We start from the raw sequence: 26,838 nt of genomic DNA on the forward strand, positions 1-26,838 counted from the left end.
AAAATTCATATTTTGAATGTGGGATCTTAGCTCAGCTGGGAGAGCATCTGCCTTACAAGCAGGGGGTCACAGGTTCGAGCCCTGTAGGTCCCATTCAATTGAATATAGTTAGTTAATAATATGGGCGGTTTCCCGAGTGGCCAAAGGGGACAGACTGTAAATCTGCTGCAAATTGCTTCGGTGGTTCGAATCCACCACCGCCCATCTTTTTTAATATCGCGGGATGGAGCAGTCTGGAAGCTCGCCGGGCTCATAACCCGGAGGTCGGTGGTTCAAATCCATCTCCCGCAACTACGTGCCCAGATAGCTCAGTTGGTAGAGCAGAGGACTGAAAATCCTCGTGTCGTTGGTTCGATTCCGACTCTGGGCACTTTAATTTTACCCTTCAGTAGAAATACTGAAGGGTATTTTTTTATAAACATATAAAAAAGAAGATGCCTTACGACATCTTCTAAGTTTAATATATTCTATAAAGGAAGTCCGCTTAGATAGCTTAAATCACTTAAGCTAACCAATAAAAGGTTTCTATAGCGAAGATAATTATTGGTTTCTTCTGTTGCGTTCATATCCAAACCAGATAAAGTTGCTATACCAACAGCTTTAGAATATAAGTTAATTCTTTCAATATAAGATGGCATAGTCTGATTTATAAGGTCTAAAACACTTTCCGTCCTGGTAATCTGTGGGTTCCACGGATTATTCCATTCATTATGTTCTAAATTGCATGGATCAGAATACTTAATAATTGTATCACTAGGTATCATAGAAGAAATAAAGGCACACTTAAAAAGTATTTGTTCTATATGTCTTAAATTTCGTTTTTTACGTCCAGTAGGGTCGTGCATAGCATGATTCAAATTAATAAAAGATTTAATAGCATTTTTGATTGTAGCAATGCGTATGCTGTTATTACCATATGTTTTAGTGATAGCTGCGTATAATAAACGTGCTATTACATCCTGTTCATGGTTAGATGGACGTACTGCAGCTGCATAATCAAAGCTAGTAGGCTTTAATTTCTTATAATGGTCCAATAATACGTGGTCTATATCTGTTTCTAAAGACACGTGTTTCCCAAAATCATATCTCCCACTAAGTTTTAAATTATTAAAATGGTCACTTTTATAATAGATGTATGGATGACAAGCTACATCAAGAGAATAATGGCCTATACAGCCTAGAATATAAGCATCGCAAATATTTCTATCATGAGTATCTTCAAAACCGTTTCTCGCATCAAAAAGGCTGTCAAAGAACAACATAACTCTTTCTCGATGCATAACATTTCCAATATTATGTTTATAAAATAAATAGGCTGGAATGTGATAGAAAAAGATGTCTGGCCCCTCTAACCCTAGATTAAAGCAGGTCTGATGGTGGTCGATAATCTTACGAGTTTCTGCGAATTCGATGAATGATAATGATTGTTCTCCAAAAGATAAATGTGCAATAAAACCAGGCATAGGCTAACCCTCATAATATTATATCTAGTAAATATAGAAAAATAACCTTCTTATTAATTATAGCATAATGAGATTTTATTACTGAGAAATAACTGTGTATTCAAATTTCTTTAAAATTTCACCCTGAAAGGTAAAAAAAGGGAAAGAATAGTTGCTAGAAATAAGAGATAATGCTAAAGTAAGAAAAGTAAGTATAGAAATAGTTAAAATACTTTACAATTATTAAAATAAAATAACGAAAATCGGTGATATTGCAGTAATAGTTGAAACGTGATACCATAGATTTGCACGTGCCAATGGGCGCTGCAGAGGAGAGGTGTTATGTTTAAAGGAAGAACGAATGAAATTCAGTTGTTAAATGGTTTTTATGAAGGAGATACCGCTGAAGTTGCAGTAGTATCAGGTTCTATTGGTGTTGGCAAAACAGCGCTTCTACAGGAGTTTGCAACTGATAAGGAAGCTATTTTCTTTGAAGCTTACGAGACTACAGGAAAGCATCAATTAGAGCGTTTAGCTCAATTGATGGGAGTAGAGTCACTTGATGCCGCATCATTCTGCGAAGAGATTGCTAATCGTGCAGCAAGTGCTAAGCAGCTCATTATTATCGATCAATATCCAAACTTTGTTAAGGCCGATCCTGAGTTTGATAAGGCTCTTCATGAGGCTATTAAGGGTTCATGGAAGGATTTGCCAATCAAATTAATACTTTGTTCGGATGCTTTTGTTTTACTTGATAAATATGTAAAGGGCAAGAAAGCAATCTGGAATAAGGATATTTCACTGGATTTACAGGTTAAGCCATTGGGCTTCTATGATTCGTGCCATTTTTTTGGTGATGCTAGTCCAAAGGAAGCGGCATATCTTTACGGAATAACTGGTGGAATACCTCACAATCTCTCAAGAGTAGCCGCGCTTCTTGGATTAGAGGGCTTTGATGGCTTTGGTCTGACTCCTATTAGCGGAGATGACAAATTAAAAGAGATTACTACAAGACTGTTTTTAGATAAAAATATAGCCCTTGGTCTTAATCCTGAAAAGATTATGGCTACAGAGCTAAGAGAGCTTGCATATTACAACTATATGCTTGCTACTTTGGCAAAGGGTCTCAACCGTGTAAATCAGATTTCTGCGGAGGTTGAGAAGCCAAAGGACGTGGTTGTTCCATACCTTAATTCCCTGATGGCTATTGGTATCTGCACAAAAGATACGGCTATTACAGAAATAACTAATCGTAAGAAGACAAGATATTCAATAGTAAATACCAGTACCTTGTTCTGGTACAAGTTTATTGTTCCAAATTATGACGCCTATATATCAGGCGATATAGAAGCTCTTTGGGGTAAAGTAGAAGCTTCTATGGATGAATATATGGAAACTGTATTCATCAAAATCTGTGGCGAATACCTTGCTGACAGAAGTGATAAAAACATGCTTCCATTCACTGTTGAGGAGATTGGAAACTGGTGGGTTAATGATGATGAGGCCGGTACAACAGATGGTTTTGACCTCGTATCACTAGGAAAATGCGAAGGTAAATCAGCTACTATATTTGCTCAGTGCTATTACAATCACGAGCCTATTGAAGTAGCGCAGTTGAAGCTTCTTATCGAGAAGACAAAGCAGCTTCATAGACAGGGGGATGCTTTCTATTTGGTGTTCTCAAATGCAGGTTTCCACGAAAACGCTATCACCATTTCATCAGCTATCAAGAACATCATGCTAATTACACTTGATGAAATGAGATAAAATAAGATAATTCATAGCCACATCGGCATTGGATATTTAAGTAATTAGGAGGAGAAAAATGACAAATCAAGAGCTTAAGAAAACAGCGATTGAGGTCCGCAAAGGCATCATCGAAGGTGTTCATGCAGCTAAGGCTGGACATCCAGGTGGATCTTTATCAGCAACAGAGGTATTTACATACCTTTATTTTGAGGAGATGAATATCGATCCAAAGAATCCTAAGAAGGCAGATAGAGATAGATTCGTGCTTTCAAAGGGTCACACAGCACCAGGTCTTTATTCTACACTTGCACAGAGAGGATTCTTCCCAGTTGAGGATTTAAAGACACTCCGTAGCATCGGATCACATCTTCAGGGACATCCATGTGTACAGCATACACCAGGTATTGATGCTTCATCTGGATCACTTGGACAGGGTATTTCAGTTGCAGTTGGTATGGCTCTTTCAGCTAAGCTTTCAAACGAGAGCTACAGAGTATATACACTTCTTGGTGATGGTGAGATTCAGGAAGGTCAGGTATGGGAGGCTGCTATGTTCGCAGCTGCAAAGAAGCTTGATAATCTTTGTGTAATCGTTGATAACAACGGACTTCAGATTGATGGACGTATCGAGGATGTAAACAGTCCATATCCAATTCCAGATAAGTTTAGAGCATTCAACTTCCATGTAGTAGAGGTTGCAGATGGAAATGATTTTGATCAGCTTCGCGCTGCTTTCGTTGAGGCTAAGGCAACAAAGGGTCAGCCTACAGCAATCGTTATGAAGACAGTCAAGGGCAAGGGCATTTCATTCATGGAGAATCAGGTAGGATGGCATGGAAAGGCTCCTAACGATGAGGAATATGCAATTGCTATGGAAGAATTAAAGAAAGCAGGTGAAGAGTAATGGCAGACGTTAAGAAAATCGCAACTCGTGAGAGCTACGGTAACGCTCTCGTTGCTTTAGGTGAGAAATATGATAATCTTGTAGTTCTTGATGCAGATTTAGCAGAGGCTACAAAGACAGGTATCTTTAAGAAGGCGTTCCCAGAGCGTCATATTGACTGTGGTATCGCAGAGTCAAACATGGTAGGTATTGCAGCTGGTATCGCATCTACAGGAAAGGTTCCATTCTGCTCTTCATTCGCTATGTTCGCAGCAGGACGTGCATTTGAGCAGGTTCGTAACTCAGTTGGTTACCCACACCTTAATGTAAAGATTGGTGCTACTCACGCTGGTATTTCAGTAGGTGAGGATGGTGCTTCACATCAGTGTAACGAGGATATCGCTCTTATGCGTACAATCCCAGGAATGACTATCATCAATCCTTCAGATGATGTTGAGGCTAAGGCTGCAGTAGAGGCTGCTTACAAGATGGATGGCCCAGTTTACCTTAGATTTGGTCGTCTTGCAGTACCTGTAATCAATGATAATGCTGATTACAAGTTTGAGATTGGTAAGGGTGTTGTTCTTAAGGAAGGTAAGGACCTTACAATTTTCGCTACAGGACTTGAGGTTAACGAGTCTCTTGAGGCTGCTAAGAAGCTTGCTGAGGATGGAATCGATGCTGAGGTTATCAACATCCATACAATCAAGCCTATTGATGCAGACCTTATCGTAAAGAGCGCATCTAAGACAGGTAAGGTTGTTACTGTTGAAGAGCATTCAGTTATCGGTGGTCTTGGTGGAGCAGTAGCAGAGGTTCTTTCAGAGAAGTGCCCTACAAAGATGCTTCGCATCGGTGTAAAGGATACTTTTGGAGAGTCAGGCCCAGCTGTTAAGCTTCTTGCTAAGTATGAGCTTGATGCAGAAGGAATCTACAAGCAGATTAAGGAATTTATTTAATCGTAAAGAAAAAGTAAGCCAACTCACATTACAGTGGGTTGGCTTTTTTAGTAAAAGCAATTGAAAAAATTGGCAAGCGCGAGCAAGAGGACCCCATGCAAGCTAGGAGGGAGCCCCGAAGGGGAAAGTTGCCTAGCGCAGTATGGGAGATGGCTTGCGGGAGCATGAAAACCTAAATTTTGCTTTTACAGAAACTTATAAATTGTAGTTGAGTGAGCTTTTTCTCCAGCTTTTGCGATTGGCTGTGCAAAGCTTGGTACATTTAATGCATTTGGGAAGTACTGAGACTCGAAGCAAACGCCGAAACGCTTGTCATATGGAGCTCCACCCTTTCCAATATGAGAAGAGTCAAGGTAATTACCAGCATATAGCTGCACTCCAGGTAAGTCTGTGTAAACTTCCATCTTTCTGCCGCTCTCAGGATCTTCAAGTGTGCAACTTGGCTTAGAAAGTGATGGGTTATTAAGGCAATAATTATGGTCAAAACCGCCTGCCCAGTTGAGCTGGTCGTAATCAGCTTCTGTATCCTTGATAAGTGGCTTTGGAGTAGTGAAATCCATTGGAGTGCCTTTAACTTCGCGACATTCGCCAAGTGGAATAGAAGCCTCATCTGTGTGAGTATATCTGTCAGCATCTATCCAAACGATGTGGTTCATAACTGAACCAGAGTCGTGACCATTCAAATTGAAGTAGCTGTGGTTTGTTGGGTTGAATACTGTATCAACATCAGAAACACCTGAATAATCAAGTCTTAATGAGTTATCATCACCAAGAGTATATGTGATTGTGATATCCATTTCTCCTGGAAAACCGCACTCGCCATCAGCCTTGTGACATGTGAATGTGATGTGCTTCTCATCTACTTCCTTGATATCCCAGATGCGTTTGTGCATTGGATTGAAGCCTGAGTGAAGGTTGTTCTTCCCGTCATTAACGTCAAGCTTGTATTCCACACCATTGAGTGTAAATTTAGCATCTCCGATTCGATTGCCGTTAGGGCAAATGCAGCAGCCAAAGCCAGGACCATTTACAAAGTAATCTTCGATTTTGTCATAGCCAAGTACTACGTCTGAAAGGATGCCTTCCTTGTCTGGTACCCAAAGCTCAAGTAAGTTACATCCGTAATTCATGATTTTAGCCTGCATACCGTTCTCGTTTACGAGAGTGTAGGCAATAATGTCTTCATTATTTTTGGTCTTGCCAAGAATTTCTTTTTCCACGATAAACCCTCCCTATATATAAGACTATATTTTGCCCCAGAAATCATAAAAGTGGGACATTAAACCAAACTATCAATATGATAATGGTCTGTGTTAGTAAATACAAGGGATATGAGACAATTAATCAATCTTTATAATAAAAGAAGTCAAAGAAGTGACATTTGAATTTTCTGTGAGCAATTAGTGAGAGATTTGTGGGGTGTATTGTACAGAAAATGACAAATGCGTAGAATAAAGGTATGAGTGGAACTGCGCAGAAAATAAAGATCGTTGATCGCAAAATCATACGATTGATTAAAGTTCAAATTGTACTACTACTCATATTTATGGCAGGTATAACTTTCTACTATGTGAGTGGTTATGCTTCTAAGGTCTCCATGCTCAAAACGGAGGCTTTTACTATCGTGCGGCATTCCAGCCCGTCAACCTTTAGGCAAACTGAAACAAGTGAAGTTTATGCAGCAAACGGAACTAGGATATCAGTGCTAAAAGGAGAAAAGGACGTCTATTACATAACCTTCGATCAAATCCCAACATACGTTACTCAGGCTATAATTTCAATAGAGGATAAGAAGTTTTATCAGCATGGGGGAGTGGACTACAAGGCCATTATCAGAGCGCTGATTGCAACAATGCGTGATAAAGAGATTACACAGGGCGGTAGTACCATCACACAGCAGTTGGCTAGAACGATTTTCTTAAGCAGCGAAAAAACCTGGCAGAGAAAGGTTGAGGAGATTTATATAGCCTCTGAAATGGAGAAAAAGTATTCTAAAGATCAGATTTTGGAGTTCTATTTAAATAATGTTTATTTTGCAAATGGATATTACGGAATTCAGGCAGCAGCCAAGGGGTATTTTAGTAAAGATATAGGGGATTTAACGCTGTCGGAAATCTGCTATCTTTTAGCGATACCAAATAGTCCAACATATTATGACCCCATTGTAAATCCGGAAAATACAATAACCAGAAGAAACCTTATTTTAAAGGCAATGTATGATGATGGTGTAATTGGGGACAAAACATATCAAGCTGCTCTCGGAGAAGAGATTATACTTAATAGAACCACAAATACTAAGAATAATTATGTGGAAACATATATATATTATTGTGCGACAAGGGAGCTGATGGCTCTTGATGGTTTTGAGTTTAATAATGATTTTAGTACTGCAGAGGGAAAGCGAGCCTATGACAAGGCATACGAGGAGTCATATAATCAGTGGAATAAGAGCCTGTTCACTTCTGGGTATCGTATTTATACAAGTATTGATTTAAATATGCAGACCGAGCTACAGGAGGCTATAGATACAAATCTTGCAGATTTTACTGATGTGAATGAAGAGGGAATCTATGCTTTACAGGCGGCTGCAGTCTGTATAGATAACAAAACAGGAATGACAAAGGCGATTGTAGGAGGAAGAAGCCAGGAGGTTAATGGATATACACTTAATCGTGCTTACCAAAGCTTCAGACAGCCGGGTAGCTCAATAAAGCCATTGATAGTATATACGCCTTCGCTTGAGCGAGAGTATACTCCGGACACTCTTGTTGTGGATGAGGAAATAGAAGATGGTCCTGAAAATGCAGGAGGAACCTATGCTGGAGAGATGACCTTAAGACAGGCGGTGGCTTTATCAAAGAATACTATCGCATGGAAATTATATGAAGAACTGACTCCACAGGTAGGTATTGGATATCTTAAAAAGCTCGGTTTTTCTAAGATAGAAAGGGATGATTACGGTATGGCTGCATGTCTTGGTGGTCTTACTGTTGGTGTAAGTCCTCTTGAAATGGCAAAGGGATATGAAACGATATATAACGATGGCTACATGAGAAATCCTACATGTATTACAAAGATTACCGATTCAAAAGGAAATGTAATATATGAGACAGCCGAGGAAGAAGTTGAAGTTTATAAAGAAAATGCTGCACGAACAATGACAGATATGCTACAATCGGTAGTGACTGACGGTACAGCGAAGGGTATTGACCTTGGGGAAATGCCTGTTGCGGGGAAGACAGGTACCACCAATAACAATAGAGATGGGTGGTTTGTGGGTTACACAGATTACTACACGACCAGCGTATGGGTGGGATATGATATTCCTAAGGAAGTTCCTGGTTTAAAGGGATCTACTTATCCGGCGAAGATTTGGAATGAATTCATGGCAAAGATTCATGAAGGTCTGACACCAGTGCCTTTCAAGAAACCAGTAGAATATATTGGTAATGAGGAGCAGGAAGCCGAGGCAGAAGTCCCAGAAGACATGGAAGATATGGAAGGCGAAGAGCCATATGGTGTCTTTGACGAGGAAAATCCCGAGGGAGTGGAGCAGCAGGAAGAACAGCCGGCATACAGAATCATAACGCAGACATTTGAAGGAACGGAGATTCCAGCGGGCGCAATACCTGAAGATGCTACAGATATTGAGATTACTACGGTAACCGAATAATATAGTTACGAAAGGGAGAGAAGAAGTAATGGCAAAGTATGGATTTGGCCTTGATTTAGGCGGAACAACATGTAAGTGTGGGTTGTTTACCACAGAGGGAGAATTAGTTGAAAAATGGGAGGTTCCTACAGATACTACTAATGGTGGTGTTAACATTTTAAAGAATCTTGCACAGGCAGTTATCAAGAAGATGGAAGAAAAGGGTATTTCTGCTGACGATGTTTCAGGCGTTGGTATTGGTATCCCAGGTCCTATTTCTGATGATGGCGTTGTAAATCGATGCGTTAACCTTGGATGGGGCGTATTTAACGTAGAGAAAGAGTTCTCAGAGTGCCTTGGTGGTCTTAAGGTTAAGGCTGGTAACGATGCAAACGTTGCAGCTCTTGGCGAGGCTTGGATGGGTGCTGCTAAGGATTACTCTAGCTCAGTAATGGTAACACTTGGTACAGGTGTTGGCGGCGGTGTAATTATAAATGATGATATTATTAGCGGTGCAGCAGGTGCAGCAGGTGAAATCGGACATATTCGTGTAAATTACAACGAGGAGAACGCTTGTGGTTGCGGAAATCACGGATGTCTTGAGCAGTATTGCTCAGCTACAGGTATCGCTCGTCTTGCTAAGATTCGCCTTGCACAGAATGAGGATGCAAGCTCACTTAGAGAAGTAGAGACTCTTGATGCTAAGGCAGTATTTGACGAGGCTAAGAAGGGTGATGTTGTTGCTAAGGAAGTTGTTAAGAGAGCATGCGAGTACCTTGCACAGGGATTAGAGGTTATTTCTTGTGTAGTAAACCCAGAGGCATTCGTTATCGGTGGCGGTGTTTCTAAGGCTGGCCAGTATCTTATTGATGAAGTTGAGTATAGATTCAACGAAATCGCATTCCACGGCTGCAAGAACACAAAGATCACTCTTGCTACACTTGGAAATGATGCAGGTATCTATGGAGCTATGAAGCTCATTCTTTAATATTAAATTTAGATAAAAAAATGGCCCGGATTATCCGGGCCACTTTTTTGTGTTCTGAATTTATTTCTTTTTAATAATTCCAGCATATCCATTCTCAACAATCTTACTAGCCTGTGCTGTAAGAACATCAAATGGAATCTGCTTACCGCTCTTAAGCCAATCTCTATAGATAAATGTGATAGAGATTGTGTATGAACGAACAATTGATGGATACTCTGTACGCTCAAAGAATCTTGAGAATGGAACGCTACGGAGAACGCCCTCTGTAACAGACTCATAGAAGAATGAGTAATGTTCGTCGCAAAGAAGCTTCTGCTGAACTTCATTACAAGACTCAAGATACAGATAGAAGTTTGTGATACATCCAGCTAAGTCAAAAGCTTCAGCATTTGATCCGATATGATCGAGAATGTCAGCCACAATCTCTTCTTCAATCTCAGCTACAAAATCATCAAGAGATGAAAAATGTAAATAGAATGTCTTTCTGTTAATGCCAGCTCTTTCTGTAAGTTCGGTAATAGAGATTTCGTTATAGTTCTTCTCTAATACAAGCTCGAAGAACGCACGTCTGATTGAATTGATAGTTCTTCTAACTCTTAAATCCTTACTTCTTTCTCTCATATTTGTACTCCTTATTGTATTATTTATCCCCTCGAAACACATATATATGGAGTAAACACATGATGTCGCCTAAAACCCATAATAACAGAACTATTTCTTTTCTTAGTTCATTGTCTACTATACCACGTGAAAGGCCTCTCGTGGAATTTTTAATAGATTTTTTATAAATTGTTTGTTGAATGAACACATTTTAGAGTGTATAATGTGGATTAGTTCGGAACCGGACAATTCGGAATCGAACTAAAATATAAGGGAAAGGAGAAGAAAAATGCTGGCAGATTTTGATAGCAGAAGACATTTAGGAATTTTACTGTATTGTGTATCTAGAGAAATTAGAAAAGCTGTAAACCGAGGAGTGAGTGAAATAAATGTAGAAAATTGCAACGTCAATCACGGATGGTTGGTAGGTTTTTTAGAGCGTCAGACAGAGCCAGTCTTCCAAAAAGACTTGGAAAAGATATTCCACTTTCCAAAATCTACTCTTGCCGACATGGTACAAACCTTGGAGAAGAGTGGGTACATTGCTAAGGCTCCAATAGATGGAGATGGCAGAAAAAAACAAATCATTGTCACTGAGGAGGGCAAGAAGTTCACAAGTCTAGCTGAAACTCAGATATTGGCAGTTGATGAGTATATTACTAAGGACATAACTCCAGAGCAGATGGATCTTGTTGTGGAGGTCCTTGAAAAAATGAGAAAAAACGCAGAGGACTACAAAGCCTATGTGGAAATAAAGAAGGAGGATTAAGTTTTGGTCAAGAGAATTTTACAGGAAATAAAAGAATACAAGCTAGCGGCTATAATGACTCCTGTATTTATGGTTCTTGAGGTTGCTATGGAAATGCTTATACCACTTCTTATCGCAGATCTTGTAGATAAGGGTGTTGAACAAGGTAACCTTACAGAAATATACAGCATAGGAGGTCAGATGCTGATATGTGCCTTAATTGGATTGTTCGGTGGTATTATGGGAGCAATCTTAGGAAGTAAGGCATCAGCCGGCTTGGCAAAGAATCTACGTAAGAAGATGTTTGAGAACATTCAGACCTTCTCATTTGAGAATATCGATAAATTCTCTACAGCAGGTCTTGTAACAAGACTTACAACAGACGTAACAAACGTGCAGAATGCGTTTATCATGGTTCTTCGAATGGGATTTAGAGCCCCTGTTACAGTAGCAGTTGCCATGATTCTTTCATTTAAAATTAATGTACGTTTAGCTTCTGTATATTTAGTTGCCATGATTGTATTGCTTACAGTTATGGGCTTTGTAATGGCAAAGGCACGTCCATTGTTTGATACATTATTTAAGAAGTATGATGCTTTGAATGCTTCAGTACAAGAAAACATCACTGGTATGCGTGTTGTTAAGGCATACGTACGAGAGCAGTTTGAGAAGAAGAAATTTACAGATGGAAGCCACGGAATATATAAGGCAGCAACCTCTGCTGAGAAGATGGTAGCTTTCACAATGCCGTTCATGAATGTAGTTGTTTATACATGTATTATTCTTATCAGCTGGTTTGGAGCAAAGTTTATTGTATTAGACGGCACACTTACAACTGGTGAGCTTCTTTCTCTTTTCAGCTACTGCATGAACATTCTTTTCTCACTTATGTTCTTTGCTATGATTTTCATTATGATTACAATGTCAATCGCCAGCATGCAGCGTATATATGAGGTACTTGAAGAGAAGAGCACTATTACAAATCCTGAGAATCCTGTTTATGAGGTAAAGGATGGTTCTATCAAGTTCAAGGATGTAGTATTTGGCTACAATAAGACTGCTGACAGACCAGTACTTGATCACGTTAACTTAGAGATTAAATCTGGTGAGACAATCGGTGTACTTGGTGGAACGGGTTCAGCAAAATCAACACTGGTTTCCATGATTTCACGTCTTTATGACGTAAATGAGGGCGAAGTTATTGTCGGTGGAAGAAACGTAAAAGATTATGACGTGGAGACAATCAGAAATGAGGTTTCTGTGGTGCTTCAGAATAATGTGCTTTTCTCAGGAACTATCGCAGAAAACCTTCGCTGGGGTGATAAGAATGCCACTGATGAAGAAGTAAAGCATGCAGCTAAGCTCGCATGCGCAGATGAGTTTATCGAGAAGTTCCCAGATGGTTACAATACCCACATCGAGCAGGGGGGTACAAATGTATCCGGTGGACAGCGTCAGAGACTTTGTATTGCAAGAGCTCTTCTTAAGAAGCCAAAGATACTTATTCTTGATGATTCAACCTCAGCTGTAGATACAGCTACTGATGCAAAGATTAGAAAGGCTTTCCGTGAGGAGATTCCAAACACAACAAAGCTTATCATTGCTCAGCGAATTAACTCAGTTATGGATGCAGACAGAATCATTGTTATGGATGATGGTAAGATTGATGATTTTGGTTCCCATGATGAGTTGTTAGCAAGAAATCAGATTTACCGCGAGATTTTCGAGCAGCAGACAGGTGCTGGAAGCGGTGATTTCGATAAAGTAGATGAGGAAGGAGGTAAGGACAATGCCTAGAGGACCACAACCAGGATCAGTTCCTAAATTGACAGCAGAGCAGAAGGCAAAGCGACGCGGAGTCCTTGGCCGCCTGTTCAAATACATCGGAGCCAATTACTGGCTTCACCTTATAGTAGTAGTTATAGGAATTTTTACTGCAGTTATCTGCAATGCCAAGGGAACTGCTTTCATGCAGACTCTTATCGATTCCTATATTGTGCCAATGCTTAAGTCAGGAAGCACAGATTTTGGACCACTTGCAGCAGCTATTAGAGAGCTTATTGTTTACTATGCACTTGGTGCAATTGCTATCTTTGTTTACAACTATACAATGATTTTCGTAGGACAGGGTACACTTCGTTCCCTAAGAGATGACATGTTTGAGAAGATGGAGGATTTACCAATTCGCTACTTCGATACACATCCACACGGCGATGTAATGTCAATCTACACTAACGATATCGATACAATGCGTCAGATGATTTCACAGAGTTTTCCACAGATTCTCAATAGCGCAATCACAATCGTTACTGTATTTACATACATGGTGCTTACATCATGGCCACTTACAATCGTAACAATCATTATGATTGCCCTTATTACTTTTACAACAGCAGCAGTAGCTGGTCGTTCTGGAAGCTATTTCAGAAAGCAGCAGAAGGCTCTTGGTGCAGTAAATGGAAATATCGAAGAGATTATGAAGGGTCAGAAGGTTGTAAAGGTATTCTGCCATGAAGACGAAGTAATGGAGAAGTTTAATGAGCTTAATGAAGAGCTTTACAACAATGCATACAAGGCTAACCGTCTTGCGAACTGCATCGGTCCTGTAAATATGCAGATGGGTAACATCAGTTACCTTGCATGTGCCGTAGTCGGTGGTGTCCTTGCCATAAATGGTTGGACAGGCCTTACACTTGGTGGTCTTGCAGCATTCCTTCAGTTCAACAGAGCTTTCAATATGCCTGTAAATCAGATTTCACAGCAGTTCCAGTCAATTGTACTTGCTATGGCTGGTGCTGAGCGTGTATTTGACCTTATCGATGAGAAGCCAGAGGCAGATGAAGGTTATGTAATGCTTGTAAATGCAAAGGAAGAAAATGGTGAAATCGTAGAGTGTGAAGAGCGTACAGGTATGTGGGCTTGGAAGCACTATCATAAGGCAGAGGGTACAACAACTTACGTGAAGCTTACTGGTGACATAGTATTCGACGATGTTGATTTTAGTTACAACCCAGACAAGCCAGTACTTCATAACATCAAGCTTTTTGCTACTCCAGGACAGAAAATTGCCTTTGTAGGAGCAACTGGAGCAGGTAAGACTACTATCACAAACCTTATCAACAGATTCTATGATATTGCTGATGGTAAGATTCGTTATGACGGCATCAACATCAACAAGATTAAGAAGGCTGATTTACGTAAATCGCTTGGTATCGTTCTTCAGGATACACACCTTTTCACCGGCACTATCGCAGACAATATCCGCTACGGTAAGCTAGATGCTACAGATGAAGAGGTTGTTGCAGCAGCTAAGCTTGCCAACGCAGACAGCTTTATCCACAGATTACCACAGGGTTATGACACAGTAATCACAGGAGATGGCGGAAACCTTTCACAGGGACAGAGACAGCTTCTTGCAATCGCTCGAGCTGCTATTGCAGATCCGCCAGTACTCATCCTTGATGAGGCTACATCCTCTATCGATACACGTACAGAGAAGATTGTTCAGGATGGTATGGATAAGCTGATGCACGGACGTACAACATTCGTTATCGCCCACAGACTTTCTACTATCCGCAATTCGGACTGTATCATGGTTCTTGACCAGGGTAGAATCATCGAAAGAGGATCTCATGAAGAACTCATAGGTGAGGGCGGTAAGTATTATCAGTTATATACAGGAAAGATTCAAAATGCTTAATTTACAGGGTTCTGGCGCTTGTCGTCAGAACCCTTTTTTTATGTTATAATGAATAACAATAGATGATGTTTTTATGTAATTACGGGGGAGCAGAGTTCATTATTATGACATTTGAGACGATAACTAAGGAGAGACTAATGTCTACAGACGAGAAGATCGCTAGTGTACAGGCATCCTTTGCTATGGAGGATATGATTCTCACTGCAGAGGAGATTGAGCGTGGGAGAATGATAATTGAAGATAAGGTAGATGTGGAAGATGTAGTTCGAGAGATTACATCCAGATATGTTTCAGTAGGATAAGCCTATGATGGATGAATATTACCGTTATGAGTACGAAGATAACGGCCAGTACTGTTATCCACATACTCACATTCTCAAGAACAAACTTGATATTCATGACAAGGAGGAGCTTTTCAAGGCTGAGCAGGAGCTAACCTCTGCCAGATACTTTGAGCTTGTGAAGCATCCTATTCCTGGAGATTTTTCTTTAGACCATCTTTGTGCCATTCACAGGTACTTATTTCAGGATATTTATGATTGGGCGGGAAAGATTCGCACAGTCGATATTTCAAAGGGCACGATATTCTGCCTTACTCAGTTTATAGAAATAGAATTTAAAAAGGTTCAGGAATGGCTTATAAACAATAATTACTTACAGGACGTGCACGATAAAGAGGTTATGGCCAAGCGTCTGGCGTACCTGATTGGTGAGATAAATATGATTCATCCATTCCGAGAGGGCAACGGAAGAGCCCAGCGTGTGTACATCGAGTATGTTTGCAAGAACAGTAAGACCTTTGATATTGATTTTTCAAAAACTACAAAGAATGACATGATACTTGCCAGCAAGGAATCGGCAGTGCTGAACTACGAGCCCTTTGAGGAATTGCTGTATATGTGTTTGGTAGAAATGTAAATAATAGTCTATTAAGAGGGAATGGTTGAATTAAAGCCATTCCCTCATACTTTATTCATAGAAAATTCATAGTTAATACCCCTTAACATTATAAAATTAATAATAATTACAGCCGATATTGAAAATGTAGTAGTATATCTGCGTTTATTTTTGCGTGCAAAAATATTCACTGGAAGATATGAGAAAAGCTACAAATTTTCAAGAAAGACATGGGAAAATGGGGTTTTTCATGTAAAGGGGAATTGGCCTATGAGAGAGAACTTAAACGCAATCAAAAGATTAGTGGCGTTTACGCTCACGGTTCTGTTGCTGGGAACAACCATCTGGAACGATGTGTTCGTAATAGCAACAGAAGAAAATCACTGCTCGGAGTATGTGGATGAACAGACATATGCAGCCAACATACTTCAGCCAGTGGGAGAAGGAGACGGATACTGCGATCATTGCGGTCAGGTAGAGCAGGCTCATGTGCATGTGGAAGAGGAACCTGTAGTCGAAGAAGATGCAGCAGTAGAAGATGCAGCAGTAGAAGAGGTACAGCCAGCTGAAGAGCTTCCAGCAGAAGAGCCGGTTGAGGATACCTCTGTGCCTGAAGAGCCACAGCCTGAGATTGATAGCACAGAAGAAGCTGTGCCTGTTAATGATGAAGAAATAGTCCCAGAAGATACCCCTGTAATAGATGAAGAAACCCCAGAAGAGAATATAGAGAACCCAGAGGAAGAGATAGTTGAGGAAGAAGAGTGTGAGCATGAGTGGACTTACACCTCTAATGGTGATGGCACTCATGTAAAGAAGTGCTCTAAGTGTGATGAAGAAAGCACAGAGGATTGTGTATTTGGTGAGGACGGAAAGTGCATCCACTGTGGTTATGAGAAGGAAGAAGAGTGCGAGCATGAGTGGGAATACATTTCTAATAATGACGGTACTCATATCAAGAGATGTAAGAAGTGCGGTGAAGAGGTAACTGAGACTTGCCAGCTTGACGAGAACGGTATCTGCCATGACTGTCTGTATGAGGATGAGAGACTGATGTATCAGGAGTTCTCGAAGACAATCCATGGAGTAAAAGTAACTGTAGCCGGTGATATGCCTAGAGGTGCTAAGGCTACTATATTCTCAAACCCTCTAGATAGAGCAAATAGAATCGTCAATGAAAGTCTTGAGGAAGGAACATTTACTGCCTTCGAGGTGTTTGATATTGACATTTATAGACGTGGTGGAGAGAAGTATCAACCAGATGAAGATGGAAATACAGTTAATGTATCTTTTGCTGGTATTTCAGAACTGAGAGATGTAAATCCTGAGGAAGAAATTCAGGTATATAGAATTGAGGATGATAATACTGTCACAGAAATTGAAAACGATGTAGTAGGCGAAGAGGTTTATTTCGATGCTGAACATTTCTCACGTTATGTTGCTGGTACATACGAATCACAAAACTGGGTATATCTTGATGAGAGTTTTGCTACGATTCAGACAGCACGTAATAATATTTATACAAAGGTCCTTAAGGCGAAGTTTGATGTTAATGTAACGGATGCAAGCCAAGATTTAATATTTGATGCATATGTTTATAAGAATCTTACAAAAGATAATGATCCAACTTATGGAGGAATTAAGGTTGCAGAGAGTAGAAACGTTACGATAACACCTGATGGTACAGGAAAGGGTTATGTTGAGATTGATTTATCCAACACAACAAATGGATATATTGCTGAGGGAGAAAAGTATTCAATAATTGTAGAGTGTCAGAATGATTTAGTTCAGGTTGGATACGGAAATGTGCATGAACAAACAAATACATACGATGCGCCTACATTCGTTACTAATAGCGATGGTAAATGGGAAGCATCTGATTATGATGAGATCTTCTATATTGTACCAGGTGATACAATTCAGCTTACCGATAAGACTGATGATAGTTATGAAATAGATTCGATTACTGCTGCTACGGGAAAGGCAGATGGCGACGGAGATTTCCATTACAGTAAAGGAGATACAGACAAGCTTACAGCGATAATTAAGGATGCAGCTGGAAATACAGTAGACCGTGCAGTTACTTGGAGTGTAAGTCCTTCGGATAATTCTATAGTTAAAATAGATGAAAATGGTAATATTGAGGCTATTGCAGCAGGTGAAGCAACTGTAACTGCCACATATACGAACAGTACAAAAACCGTTACAAAATCTGTAAAGGTTTTTGTAGTAAGCTTTACTTTAGCTGGTTGGGACCCTGATGCTCCTGTCGATCCACAGACAAACGTCAAACCTACATGGACATATAAGGGAAGTGCTATAACGCCTGCAGTATTAGTGTATGAAGCCAGTGGATCTACCATGCCTAGTGACCAGCTAACTACGGTTTATGCTAATAATGAAGATGCTAGCACATCAACAAATAAAGCCAGTGTTACTATTAGCTTCACAGTAAGTGGTGTAACCTACACCTTTGTAAGAAGCTTTACTATTGATAAGGCTCCTATTACAGGGGATTATTTTACCTCTGCAACACTTGACCCAGCTACTGGAAAGATAAGTGGAATATCTACTGTAAATGGCTTAAAGCCAGTTCAAGATAAAGATTTTATGGTAGATGTTTCGAGTCCTACGGCTAGTTCTACGGGTATGACCTATCAGGTAGATATCATAGCCAAGGAAATAAACTATACCGGAACATATACATGGACAAAGACTATAACTGGAATCGATGTGTCTAAAGTTCTTACAGCAAAGCTTACATCTCAGGGTGTGAACCTTAAGGAAAAACAATTTGATGGAAAGAAGGTAGACCTTACTACCGATGAAGTAACTGGCGCATGGAAAGAAGTAGCTTTCTATAATAATGATGGCTTGCAAGTTTATGACATCATTAAACCAGGTAATGCTACCTATGTGATTACAGATAAAGATGGAACGACGGAGAGTCCTATTTCAGCAGGAAGTAAGACGATAACCTTTACAATGGAACCTAACAAAGGTTATGTTGGAAGTATTTCGATTGATTTTACTATCCGTCAACGTAATATGAATAGCACTACTATAAAGTGGAAACATGGCGGTGTTACAGATAATAGTAGTTTTGACCATACGGGCAGTCCTATTGAAGTAGTACCGGGAACGGATTTTGATGTTTACTATGGAGATATAAGACTTATACCTTATGATGATACAAAGTCTGAAGCAGAAAATAAGGATGCAGATTATAAGATGTCATATGTAGGAGACCGTACTAAGATATCGGATACTCCTATGATTCGTGTGACAGCAGTAACAGATGGTAACTATACTTCTTATAATCAGTCTTCATTTGAAATTGTGCCATGCTATGAAAATGATTTGATGGTAATAATTGACGATGGCATAGAACATATAGGAACAAAAGCTAATGGTTATGTGACAGGTTATAACGAATATTATAATCCTAACCAAACTAGCAAATATTTCGATCCTTCGGATACACAACATTATAGCCCAACAGAGAATAGTCCATATATTAGGGTTGTTCTTGATGGTGTGACGGATTTTACTTTAGGTGAAGATTATAAGATAGAAGTATTTGATGATAAAAATTTAAGCATAAAGCTAACGAATTCTGTTGAAAATGGCACCACAAAGTATATCAAGGTGTCTGCTCTTGATGACGGAAAATATGCCGGAAAGAAACCTGTTGTCGCTACATACATAGTAGATAAGACACCATTATCTACCTTAAATATAACTTATAAGAATAATGTAAGAAGGACATTTACTGGTAAAGATCAGTTTATTACTTATAATACGTCAGGTGCAGATCTTGTGATTAAACAGGGCACTTATGAGCTAGTAAAGGGCACAGATTATGACATTAATTATAAGAATAATATCAATGCAGGAACGGCTACATTTGAAATTGTAGGAATGAATAACTATACAGGAACTTTAAGTAGTGACAAGTATAAGTTTACAATTGAAAAAGCCAGCCTGGCAAAAAATAACGCAGATGGTGTGGTAGTGGGTCTTGATGAGACCACCACATATCCTTATAACGGTAAGGTATACAAGCCAAAGGTAAAGGTTTCAATAGTTAAAAATAATGTAACTACATTTGAAGAAAAACTAGATCCAAAGAATAATACAAGTCTTACAACAAACAATTATAGCGTTACCTATGAGGAAGATCCGTCACCGGGCGTAAAGAAAGTGACGTTTACAGCAACATCAAATGGTAATTTTAAAGATGCGATAGTTGCTGAGCTATATACAGTTGGAAATAATACATCAGGATATAAGATTTATGTAACTGGCGTAAACGGCAGTACTGAGGCTAAAGCTATGCCTTCTGGTCATGAAGTAACAGATGAGAGTTCTGGAGTAATTACAAGATATTATTATCTAGATTCGAATTTTATTACTTATTATTCTGGAAGTACTCAAAGCTGTGCTATTAAGGTTATAGATAGTGAAGGTAACGAGCTTACAAAGAATACACATTACAAGTCATACTATAATCCTACAACATCTGTAAATGCATATACTGGTGATACGACAACTTACAACACAACAGATTCACCATTTATACAGATAACAGGACGAGGTAGTTATAGCAAGAATAATGCTGTTGTTTACTTCAATATTCAGCCAGCATCTATAGAGAATGCAAATATTACCTATAAAGATGATTTAGATTATGATGAATCGGCGACTGACGCTCCAGTGCCTGATTTCACAGTAATGATTGGAACAAAGAAACTTGAAAAGGGCGTTAACTATACAGTAACATCTAAGAATTATGATGAAACTACAGAAACAGAATCCGCTGGTGACAAATCCGCTGGTAAGAAGCATGCTATTATAACAGGTACAGGTAATTACACTGGTACAGTTATTAGGGAATACACAGTAGGTTTAAATATTGCGGATGCAACTGTTGAGTTGAAGAATCCATATGACGAAGATGATACTACTTATCTTAAGACATCTGCAAGTGGAATGTCAGTAAGATGGGAAAACGGGAATGCACCTATAATCTATCTGAAATGGAAAAATGGAGCAGTAGTAGAAACTTATAATGGAAAAACTGATATAGCAAGTGCAGTTAGCAGTTCTAACTCTCTGACTTATACACCAGTAGCAAGTATAACGGCAGACGGAATGGGACTGTATGATGCACGTGCGCCAAAAAATAAGGTAGAAGAATATAACGTTATTACCTTATCCATAATGCATAAGGAGGGAACATCAACTCAATTTTATGGCAGCAAGGATGTAGTATATACAATTAAGGCAGTCAATATCAATCATAATAATTCTGAGCCATACAAAGTAACCTATTCAGGACAAATGTATAAAGACTATACTGGTGCAGATATTGAGGCTGATATTGGTGGAAAATATAACTACGGCAAACAAGATGGAGACAAGTATGTACTTACTGAAAATGATTTCTATTTGGAACCAGAAGCAATACCATCCACAGTAGGTGCAAATTCTACTCAAAACCTTAAAGTATATGGTTATGGTAATTTCTACGGAGAAGATGTCGCAACTTACCATATAGATCAAGGTAAAGTAAAGGCATATCGTATAGTTGGTGCAGACAAGAAGGCATTGGGTATCTCTGATGAAAATGGAGCAACTTATGATTTGACTGATGCAACAAAGGATTATAAGGTTACATACACATATACTGGCGAGTCACAATATCCAGAAATAGTTCTTACTGCAGAAAAATCTGAAACTACTGAACTTATTGAAGGTACAGATTATGAAATAAAGTATGAAGATGATACAAAACATACAGATGATAGAGTTTCACCTGGACCTAAAACTATAACAGTAACTGTAAAGAATAGTACATCCTCAAATTATAAAGCTCAGGTTATAACAATAAAGTATGAGATTGTATCGAAAGAATTAAAGAATTATGATGCGGTATTGTCAGATGTGCCATATAACGCAATATCAGCAGCAGATGGTGGAATTTCGCCTACATTAATACAAACATATATTGCGAATAAAACTTGTACTCTGAAAGTAAGTTCTTCTACTGAATCATTAGAGTACGGTGAAGACTATGTTATTGTAACAGATGCGTCAGAATTAGCTGCTATTCAGGCACAAGATAGTACAGAGACATCCATAAAGGGTGAGAATCTTATTCCTAGCTATATGTATCAGGATGATGAGAATGGTGTTAAGAAGGCGGTAAACTGGATTTATATTAAAGGTCGAGAACCGTTTAGCGGATATAAAAAGGTACCATTTACTATTCAGTTGAATCTTAATTCAAATATGGCATTTGTTTCAATTAAGAAAGCTTCCTATAAGCTTAATGCTGATGGTACACCTAGTGAAGCAATCGAGCCAGTGATCTACTATAGAGCACCAGGTGGAGCAGATGGTTCATATGATAGAGATAATCCATTGGAAAGCAGCTTCAATTTGAACGGTACTACAGTTTACAACTATACCGTTGAGAGAAGCAGAGATGGAAAACCTGGTCCTGATGAAAACATTACAATAAAGGGTCAATATGTCTGCAAAAATACTAAAACAAAATGTAAGTATTACACTGATATAACAAAAACAGGAAGTGTAGTATATTTCTTGGTAGATTTGAAGACTTATACAAAGATTAACATGACCAGCGCAAAGGTTAGAGACTACACTGGACGGGCAATTACGGCCACTTTCTCAGGATTAGATGGCGCTACTATGGTTGCAAATAGTGATACATCAACAGACGCCCAGAGTGGAGATTATAGAATAGCATATACAACGGATTATGATAGCTATAATACGACAGCTGATGCCATAAATGTAGGTGCATGGTACGCAGTTATTGTACCTACAGAGGGTAGTAAATACTTTGTATATGGCGAGGATGCAAATCATACATCAGGAAATAGATATAGCTTCACAATTAAATATAACCTGAGTACAGCCAAGATGGTATTTAAAGAAGGAACAAAGGAAATTACATCTACAGGTTATACGGGAGCAGAAATAAATGTGCCCGCTGTTATAACAATACCAGGCTCAGGTAATGGCACAGATCCAGATACAGATACTATAATTTATACTTATAGTGATTTAAGCAAGCCATATGTAACGCTTAATCCTAATAAGGTGAAAATGATGCAGACATATTCCATTGTTGCAGAAGCTAATAGCGATACCACTGAGGGACAAAATTATGTTTATGGAAGCATACAACGTAATTTTACTATTACAGGTATATCGTTGAAGAGTGATAATGTTACAGTAACTGCTACTCCTAGTAGTACTGTATACACAGGAGAGAGGATTACAGCCACAGTTAAGGTAGAGGTTGATGGACTACCTGATTTGAAGGAAGGTACTGATTATACTGTTTCTTATAAGAATAACATTAACGCCAGCACAGATACACAGAAGATGCAGGTAATTGTGACGGGTATTAATGCTTATTCTGACAGTGTAACCAAGGAGTTTACAATTAGTCCTAAGCCTATAACAGCAGACATGATTACTGTGGAACCATGTAATTACCTTGGTGAAAACTATGATGATGATGATGGTAGAATTTATCTTTATCCTAAGGTTACTGTATTAAATGGTACTACAGAGCTTATGGAAGGTGTAGATTATGAGGAATTGGACTCTGGTTCTTATGCAAACAATCAATCTATAGCCACAAGTGTATTTAATTCTCAAATACCGAATGAAAGTGACTGGACATATCCTCAGGTTACCGTTACAGCTAAAGAGGGTGGAAATTATACTGGTTCAGCAATAAAGACCTTTATAATTGATAAATTGGATCTTACAAATATTAATGAGGTAAGTATTTCTCCAAAATCTGTTGAGTATACTGGAGAATTTATAGACCCTTACGAAATTATAAAGCTGAAAGTAAAGGCAAATGGTAAGACTGCTACATTAGAGCCGTATGACCAATCTACTCAATTGGGTGATTATACAATAGCAGTACTCAATTCAGCTGGTAAAGCTACCCAAATTAAGGCCATGGGTACCTATAATGTAGTAATTACTGGAACGAACAGCTGTGATAGCGATAAAGCAGTAACCATAGACTTTACAGTTAATAAGCGTTCATTGGCGGACAATTACCACTATTATTTCCAGGAGGGTGAAGAGCAAGGTTATTGGCATTATGATAAGAATCTATTTGGTACAGGCAAACCTGGATTTATAACTAATGGTGGATTAACAGGAGACTCATTAAAGATTAAGATTGCCGATGTAACATCAGTAACTGAGAATGCAGATAATAGACCAGATGAAGCGGATATTATTATTGTTGATGAAGAAGTTGATGATCCTGATAATGATGACTCAACTGTGAAATACCAGTTAGTAGAGGGTAAGGATTATAAAATATCTGTTACAAATGCGAAAAAGGCAGGTACAGGTGATTGGAACAGAGCTGCTACTGCAGATAAACATGCCAAGGTAGCTGATACATCACCAGCTATAACAATCACTGGAATGGGTGATTATACGGATAGTATTACTCTGCCATTTAACATTGGTAAGAATATTAATACTTTAGGATTAACAATTAAATACTATGTTCCAAATGCAGATTTGCAGGATTCTAATGATTGGTATACATATCAGGATACAAAAGAAAATGATGTGGCATGGCATTATACATATAATGGTGAACCACAAATTCCTGATGTTTCAGTATACAATGGAACAAGTCCTATTTCCTTGAAGAATTACACTATTACTTATACTAATGGAAATAGTGAAGAGGACGAATCTATTGATGCAGGCTACAAGTATGTGGTAATTACCGGAACGGGTGATTATTGTGGAATTATAAAACAAAAGTACGCAATCAATAGAAAAGCATTGTTGGATACAGGAGGTCCATATACAAACGAGGACCCTATGGAAACAGCAAAGAAGCAATTATCATTTGAGATAGTAAGTACAGATGTAACGAAGTTGACGGATGCAAACATACAAACCTACTTAGTTGATGAGGGTATTATCAAGAATTCTAGTGATCCTAAGAAGACTGCGTTCAAGAACATGTACTATGCTATATACAATGGAAATGATATCAAACCATCGGTAAGAGTTACAGATCATACTTTAGGAGGAAATGGTAAGACTTCTTATGAAATCAAGGCAAGTGATTTGGATATAGAATATAAAAGATCCAATGAAGTCGCTAAATTTAGCTATAATTCTGATGGAATGATAACAAATCCTGAATTCGCTGAAATACATGTGACGTTCAAAACGCCAACTAATTCTACAACGCCAGAAGAGTCCTTTGGTGAAGGTAATTACTACGTTGGAGCAGGTGGTTCTAATGAGTTTGTAATTCAGTACATGATTATTAAGCATAATATCGTAAATGACTTTAGTATTCAGGTATTGAACGGATTAAATGATGATCGTACAAGCTTTGATGAAGGAAAACAAAAGATTCTGGATATATTAGTAACTAATGGTAATGGCATAGACCTGGTAGAAGGCACAGATTATACTGTTTCCTACAAAGACGACGATGGAAAACTGACTAACGTCTTACCAGGAAAAGCTACATTACGAGTTAAAGGTATAGGAAATTATACAGGCGAGAAGACAAAGGATTTCTATATTGATGCTGATTTGTCACTTACAACACCTTATTATGATAATGGTTCAGGTGTGCTTGTGCCGGGAATACCTTTACAGACAGAGCCGGGAGCTCCAATTACACGTGGTAATCCTGAAATAAAACTTGTTTTAACTCGTAGGGGCTATATGACAGAAGACTTAGTACTGACTTATGGAAATCAGTACAACATTGTAGATACCCCTGAGACTGATGATGATTTTACAACAAATGGAAAGGTTACTTATTCAGGAATACAAAGCAAGTATTGGACTGGCAAGAAAGAAATAGAATATAGCATTAAATTCACACCGTCTGCAGTTAAGATAATGAACTTACAGTCTTCTTACGAATATACGGGCTATCCAATTATTCCTAAGTTAGAGTTAACGGTATCAACCGCAGATTTCGATGAGAGTGACGCTAAATTCTATCGTGATGATGATAAGACTAAAGAAACAACTGATTTCACAACACCAGGTAAGATAACTATCGACTTACCATATTCTATAGGTGGTCGTAGTTACACATTATCTGAAAGCTATGAAATCATAAAACGAAGTCTTACAAGCTGTAAGGTAGTTGTATCTCAAGAACAGCGCTACACAGGTAGAGTTGTAAAGCCAGCATTCACGATTTATGTTGATTCAAAGAATCTGGAGACTGGAAAATCACAAATCTATACTATACCAAAGTCTGAATACACTCCTGACTATGGTGAGTATAAGACGGGAACGGCATGTAAGCTAAAGATTGATGCAAATTCTAATTCTGAATTCTTTAGGAATACTACTTATGCTACTTATAATATAGTATTAAGTGAAGTTGCTAATTTGAGAGTAGATAAGAAAACAGGTACAGAACTAACAGTAGAATGGGATAATGATTTATATGCTGATGGTGCTGAGCTCAAGTTGGAAAAACTTGATTCTACAGGAAAATATGTAGAGATTGAATTAAGTGCAGCAGGAAATCAGTATTATCCATATGTCAGAGTACCAAAGAGTACAGGTAGCAGCTATGTATTAGCAGGACTTGATAGTAGTACTCAGTATAGGGTAAGCGCAAGATCATACTCATCAGCTTTGGCTTCAAGCAACTGGCAAACAATTATTACCAATACACAGGTTAAGGCTGAATCTATAAATGTTGAATGCTATTCACCAGGTACGGCTACAATTGAGTTCTCAGATCCTGGCTCAGTAACTCTTTACTACATTTATAGATGTAACACTAATGCATCTATTGACGATGATCCAGGCAAACTAGTAGCTATAATCCCTGCAAGCACAGGTAGATATACTAACTCAGGATTATCAAGCGGAACATATTACTATTATGTAATTGGTAAGTATCTGCATAATGCAACACTTACAGAGGTCGGAAGATCATCTAAGGAAAAGGTAGTAGTAGAGTAGAATAGTTAGTGTGGTAGACCAAGGGCAGTAAAACTTGCCCTTGGTTTTTTTAGGATATGAATACTTGAGAATAGTTTCAACCCCACTTAATCTATCGTAAAAACAAAGATTTAGTGGGGTTGAATTGCGTTAAAGGTTGAAAATGGAAAATAATTGAGTTAGACTTTACTTAAAGTAATAATA

The 26,838-nt window shown here is 38.7% G+C and carries 14 protein-coding genes and 4 tRNA genes; 15 read left to right on the forward strand and 3 right to left on the reverse strand.

Going from position 1 to position 26,838, the window contains the following annotated elements; all coding sequences use genetic code 11:
• The first annotated feature begins 20 nt into the window (after positions 1-20).
• The 4 genes from BUA88_RS04190 to BUA88_RS04205 all read left to right on the forward strand — a co-directional run bounded on the left by BUA88_RS04190 (position 21) and on the right by BUA88_RS04205 (position 370).
• Positions 21-93, forward strand: a tRNA-Val gene (locus BUA88_RS04190).
• Between the two features lie 29 nt (positions 94-122).
• A tRNA-Tyr gene (locus BUA88_RS04195) sits at positions 123-204 on the forward strand.
• A gap of 13 nt (positions 205-217) precedes the next feature.
• Positions 218-291, forward strand: a tRNA-Met gene (locus tag BUA88_RS04200).
• 6 nt (positions 292-297) lie between these two features.
• Positions 298-370, forward strand: a tRNA-Phe gene (locus tag BUA88_RS04205).
• Positions 371-467: 97 nt separating this feature from the next.
• Here BUA88_RS04205 and BUA88_RS04210 read toward each other — a convergent pair.
• Positions 468-1,463, reverse strand: coding sequence for a zinc dependent phospholipase C family protein (locus BUA88_RS04210; RefSeq protein WP_072913132.1), 996 nt, complete (start codon positions 1,461-1,463; stop codon positions 468-470).
• 321 nt (positions 1,464-1,784) lie between these two features.
• On the opposite strand from BUA88_RS04210, the gene BUA88_RS04215 reads away from it, so the two are divergent.
• Genes BUA88_RS04215 through BUA88_RS04225 form a run of 3 tightly spaced genes read left to right on the forward strand, consistent with a single transcriptional unit; the run spans position 1,785 to position 5,033 of the window.
• Positions 1,785-3,209: an ATP-binding protein gene (locus BUA88_RS04215; RefSeq protein ID WP_072913135.1), complete on the forward strand. Its 1,425-nt coding sequence runs from the start codon at positions 1,785-1,787 to the stop codon at positions 3,207-3,209.
• A gap of 58 nt (positions 3,210-3,267) precedes the next feature.
• Positions 3,268-4,095, forward strand: a complete 828-nt coding sequence (locus BUA88_RS04220; protein ID WP_072913138.1) for a transketolase — start codon at positions 3,268-3,270, stop codon at positions 4,093-4,095.
• A complete protein-coding gene (locus tag BUA88_RS04225) occupies positions 4,095-5,033 on the forward strand; it encodes a transketolase family protein (RefSeq protein WP_072913141.1) in 939 nt (312 codons plus the stop codon). The genes BUA88_RS04220 and BUA88_RS04225 overlap by 1 nt, the downstream gene beginning before the upstream one ends.
• 185 nt (positions 5,034-5,218) lie before the next feature.
• On the opposite strand, the gene BUA88_RS04230 is transcribed toward BUA88_RS04225, so the two are convergent.
• Positions 5,219-6,253: an aldose epimerase family protein gene (locus tag BUA88_RS04230; protein ID WP_242939576.1), complete on the reverse strand. Its 1,035-nt coding sequence runs from the start codon at positions 6,251-6,253 to the stop codon at positions 5,219-5,221.
• Positions 6,254-6,735: 482 nt separating this feature from the next.
• Between BUA88_RS04230 and BUA88_RS04235 the strand changes: the two genes are divergently transcribed.
• Together BUA88_RS04235 and BUA88_RS04240 are read left to right on the forward strand one after the other, a co-directional pair.
• Positions 6,736-8,706, forward strand: coding sequence for a transglycosylase domain-containing protein (locus BUA88_RS04235; protein ID WP_242939577.1), 1,971 nt, complete (start codon positions 6,736-6,738; stop codon positions 8,704-8,706).
• 28 nt (positions 8,707-8,734) lie between these two features.
• Entirely contained in the window at positions 8,735-9,673 is a 939-nt protein-coding gene (locus BUA88_RS04240; protein ID WP_072913150.1) for an ROK family glucokinase, read from the forward strand.
• A gap of 60 nt (positions 9,674-9,733) precedes the next feature.
• Here BUA88_RS04240 and BUA88_RS04245 read toward each other — a convergent pair whose 3' ends face one another.
• Complete coding sequence (locus BUA88_RS04245; RefSeq protein ID WP_072913153.1) at positions 9,734-10,294, reverse strand: TetR/AcrR family transcriptional regulator; 561 nt, start codon at positions 10,292-10,294, stop codon at positions 9,734-9,736.
• 268 nt (positions 10,295-10,562) lie between these two features.
• On the opposite strand from BUA88_RS04245, the gene BUA88_RS04250 reads away from it, so the two are divergent.
• The 6 genes from BUA88_RS04250 to BUA88_RS04270 all read left to right on the forward strand — a co-directional run bounded on the left by BUA88_RS04250 (position 10,563) and on the right by BUA88_RS04270 (position 26,655).
• Positions 10,563-11,042, forward strand: coding sequence for a MarR family winged helix-turn-helix transcriptional regulator (locus tag BUA88_RS04250; protein ID WP_072913156.1), 480 nt, complete (start codon positions 10,563-10,565; stop codon positions 11,040-11,042).
• Between the two features lie 3 nt (positions 11,043-11,045).
• Positions 11,046-12,818 (forward strand): ABC transporter ATP-binding protein, encoded by a 1,773-nt coding sequence (locus tag BUA88_RS04255; protein WP_072913159.1) that lies wholly within the window; start codon positions 11,046-11,048, stop codon positions 12,816-12,818.
• Positions 12,811-14,721 (forward strand): ABC transporter ATP-binding protein, encoded by a 1,911-nt coding sequence (locus BUA88_RS04260; protein WP_072913162.1) that lies wholly within the window; start codon positions 12,811-12,813, stop codon positions 14,719-14,721. Before BUA88_RS04255 ends, BUA88_RS04260 begins: the two co-directional genes overlap by 8 nt.
• 137 nt (positions 14,722-14,858) lie before the next feature.
• On the forward strand, positions 14,859-15,023 hold the full coding sequence (locus BUA88_RS16140; protein WP_155942184.1) for a hypothetical protein: 165 nt from the start codon (positions 14,859-14,861) through the stop codon (positions 15,021-15,023).
• Between the two features lie 4 nt (positions 15,024-15,027).
• The gene (locus BUA88_RS04265; protein WP_051194840.1) at positions 15,028-15,639 is read left to right on the forward strand and encodes a Fic/DOC family protein; all 612 of its coding nucleotides are present in this window, start codon (positions 15,028-15,030) and stop codon (positions 15,637-15,639) included.
• 249 nt (positions 15,640-15,888) lie between these two features.
• Positions 15,889-26,655, forward strand: a complete 10,767-nt coding sequence (locus tag BUA88_RS04270) for an Ig-like domain-containing protein (protein ID WP_072913166.1) — start codon at positions 15,889-15,891, stop codon at positions 26,653-26,655.
• Positions 26,656-26,838 lie beyond the last annotated feature (183 nt).

The sequence above is a fragment of the Pseudobutyrivibrio xylanivorans DSM 14809 genome, from assembly GCF_900141825.1.
GTDB classification, from domain to species: domain Bacteria; phylum Bacillota; class Clostridia; order Lachnospirales; family Lachnospiraceae; genus Pseudobutyrivibrio; species Pseudobutyrivibrio xylanivorans.

Coding starts and splice junctions, on each gene's coding strand:
- BUA88_RS04240 (WP_072913150.1), top strand. CDS start 8,735: ATGGCAAAGTATGGATTTGGCCTTGATTTAGGCGGAACAACATGTAAG.
- BUA88_RS04250 (WP_072913156.1), top strand. CDS start 10,563: ATGCTGGCAGATTTTGATAGCAGAAGACATTTAGGAATTTTACTGTAT.
- BUA88_RS04210 (WP_072913132.1), bottom strand. CDS start 1,463: ATGCCTGGTTTTATTGCACATTTATCTTTTGGAGAACAATCATTATCA.
- BUA88_RS04215 (WP_072913135.1), top strand. CDS start 1,785: ATGTTTAAAGGAAGAACGAATGAAATTCAGTTGTTAAATGGTTTTTAT.
- BUA88_RS04245 (WP_072913153.1), bottom strand. CDS start 10,294: ATGAGAGAAAGAAGTAAGGATTTAAGAGTTAGAAGAACTATCAATTCA.
- BUA88_RS16140 (WP_155942184.1), top strand. CDS start 14,859: ATGTCTACAGACGAGAAGATCGCTAGTGTACAGGCATCCTTTGCTATG.
- BUA88_RS04265 (WP_051194840.1), top strand. CDS start 15,028: ATGATGGATGAATATTACCGTTATGAGTACGAAGATAACGGCCAGTAC.
- BUA88_RS04220 (WP_072913138.1), top strand. CDS start 3,268: ATGACAAATCAAGAGCTTAAGAAAACAGCGATTGAGGTCCGCAAAGGC.
- BUA88_RS04270 (WP_072913166.1), top strand. CDS start 15,889: ATGAGAGAGAACTTAAACGCAATCAAAAGATTAGTGGCGTTTACGCTC.
- BUA88_RS04225 (WP_072913141.1), top strand. CDS start 4,095: ATGGCAGACGTTAAGAAAATCGCAACTCGTGAGAGCTACGGTAACGCT.
- BUA88_RS04260 (WP_072913162.1), top strand. CDS start 12,811: ATGCCTAGAGGACCACAACCAGGATCAGTTCCTAAATTGACAGCAGAG.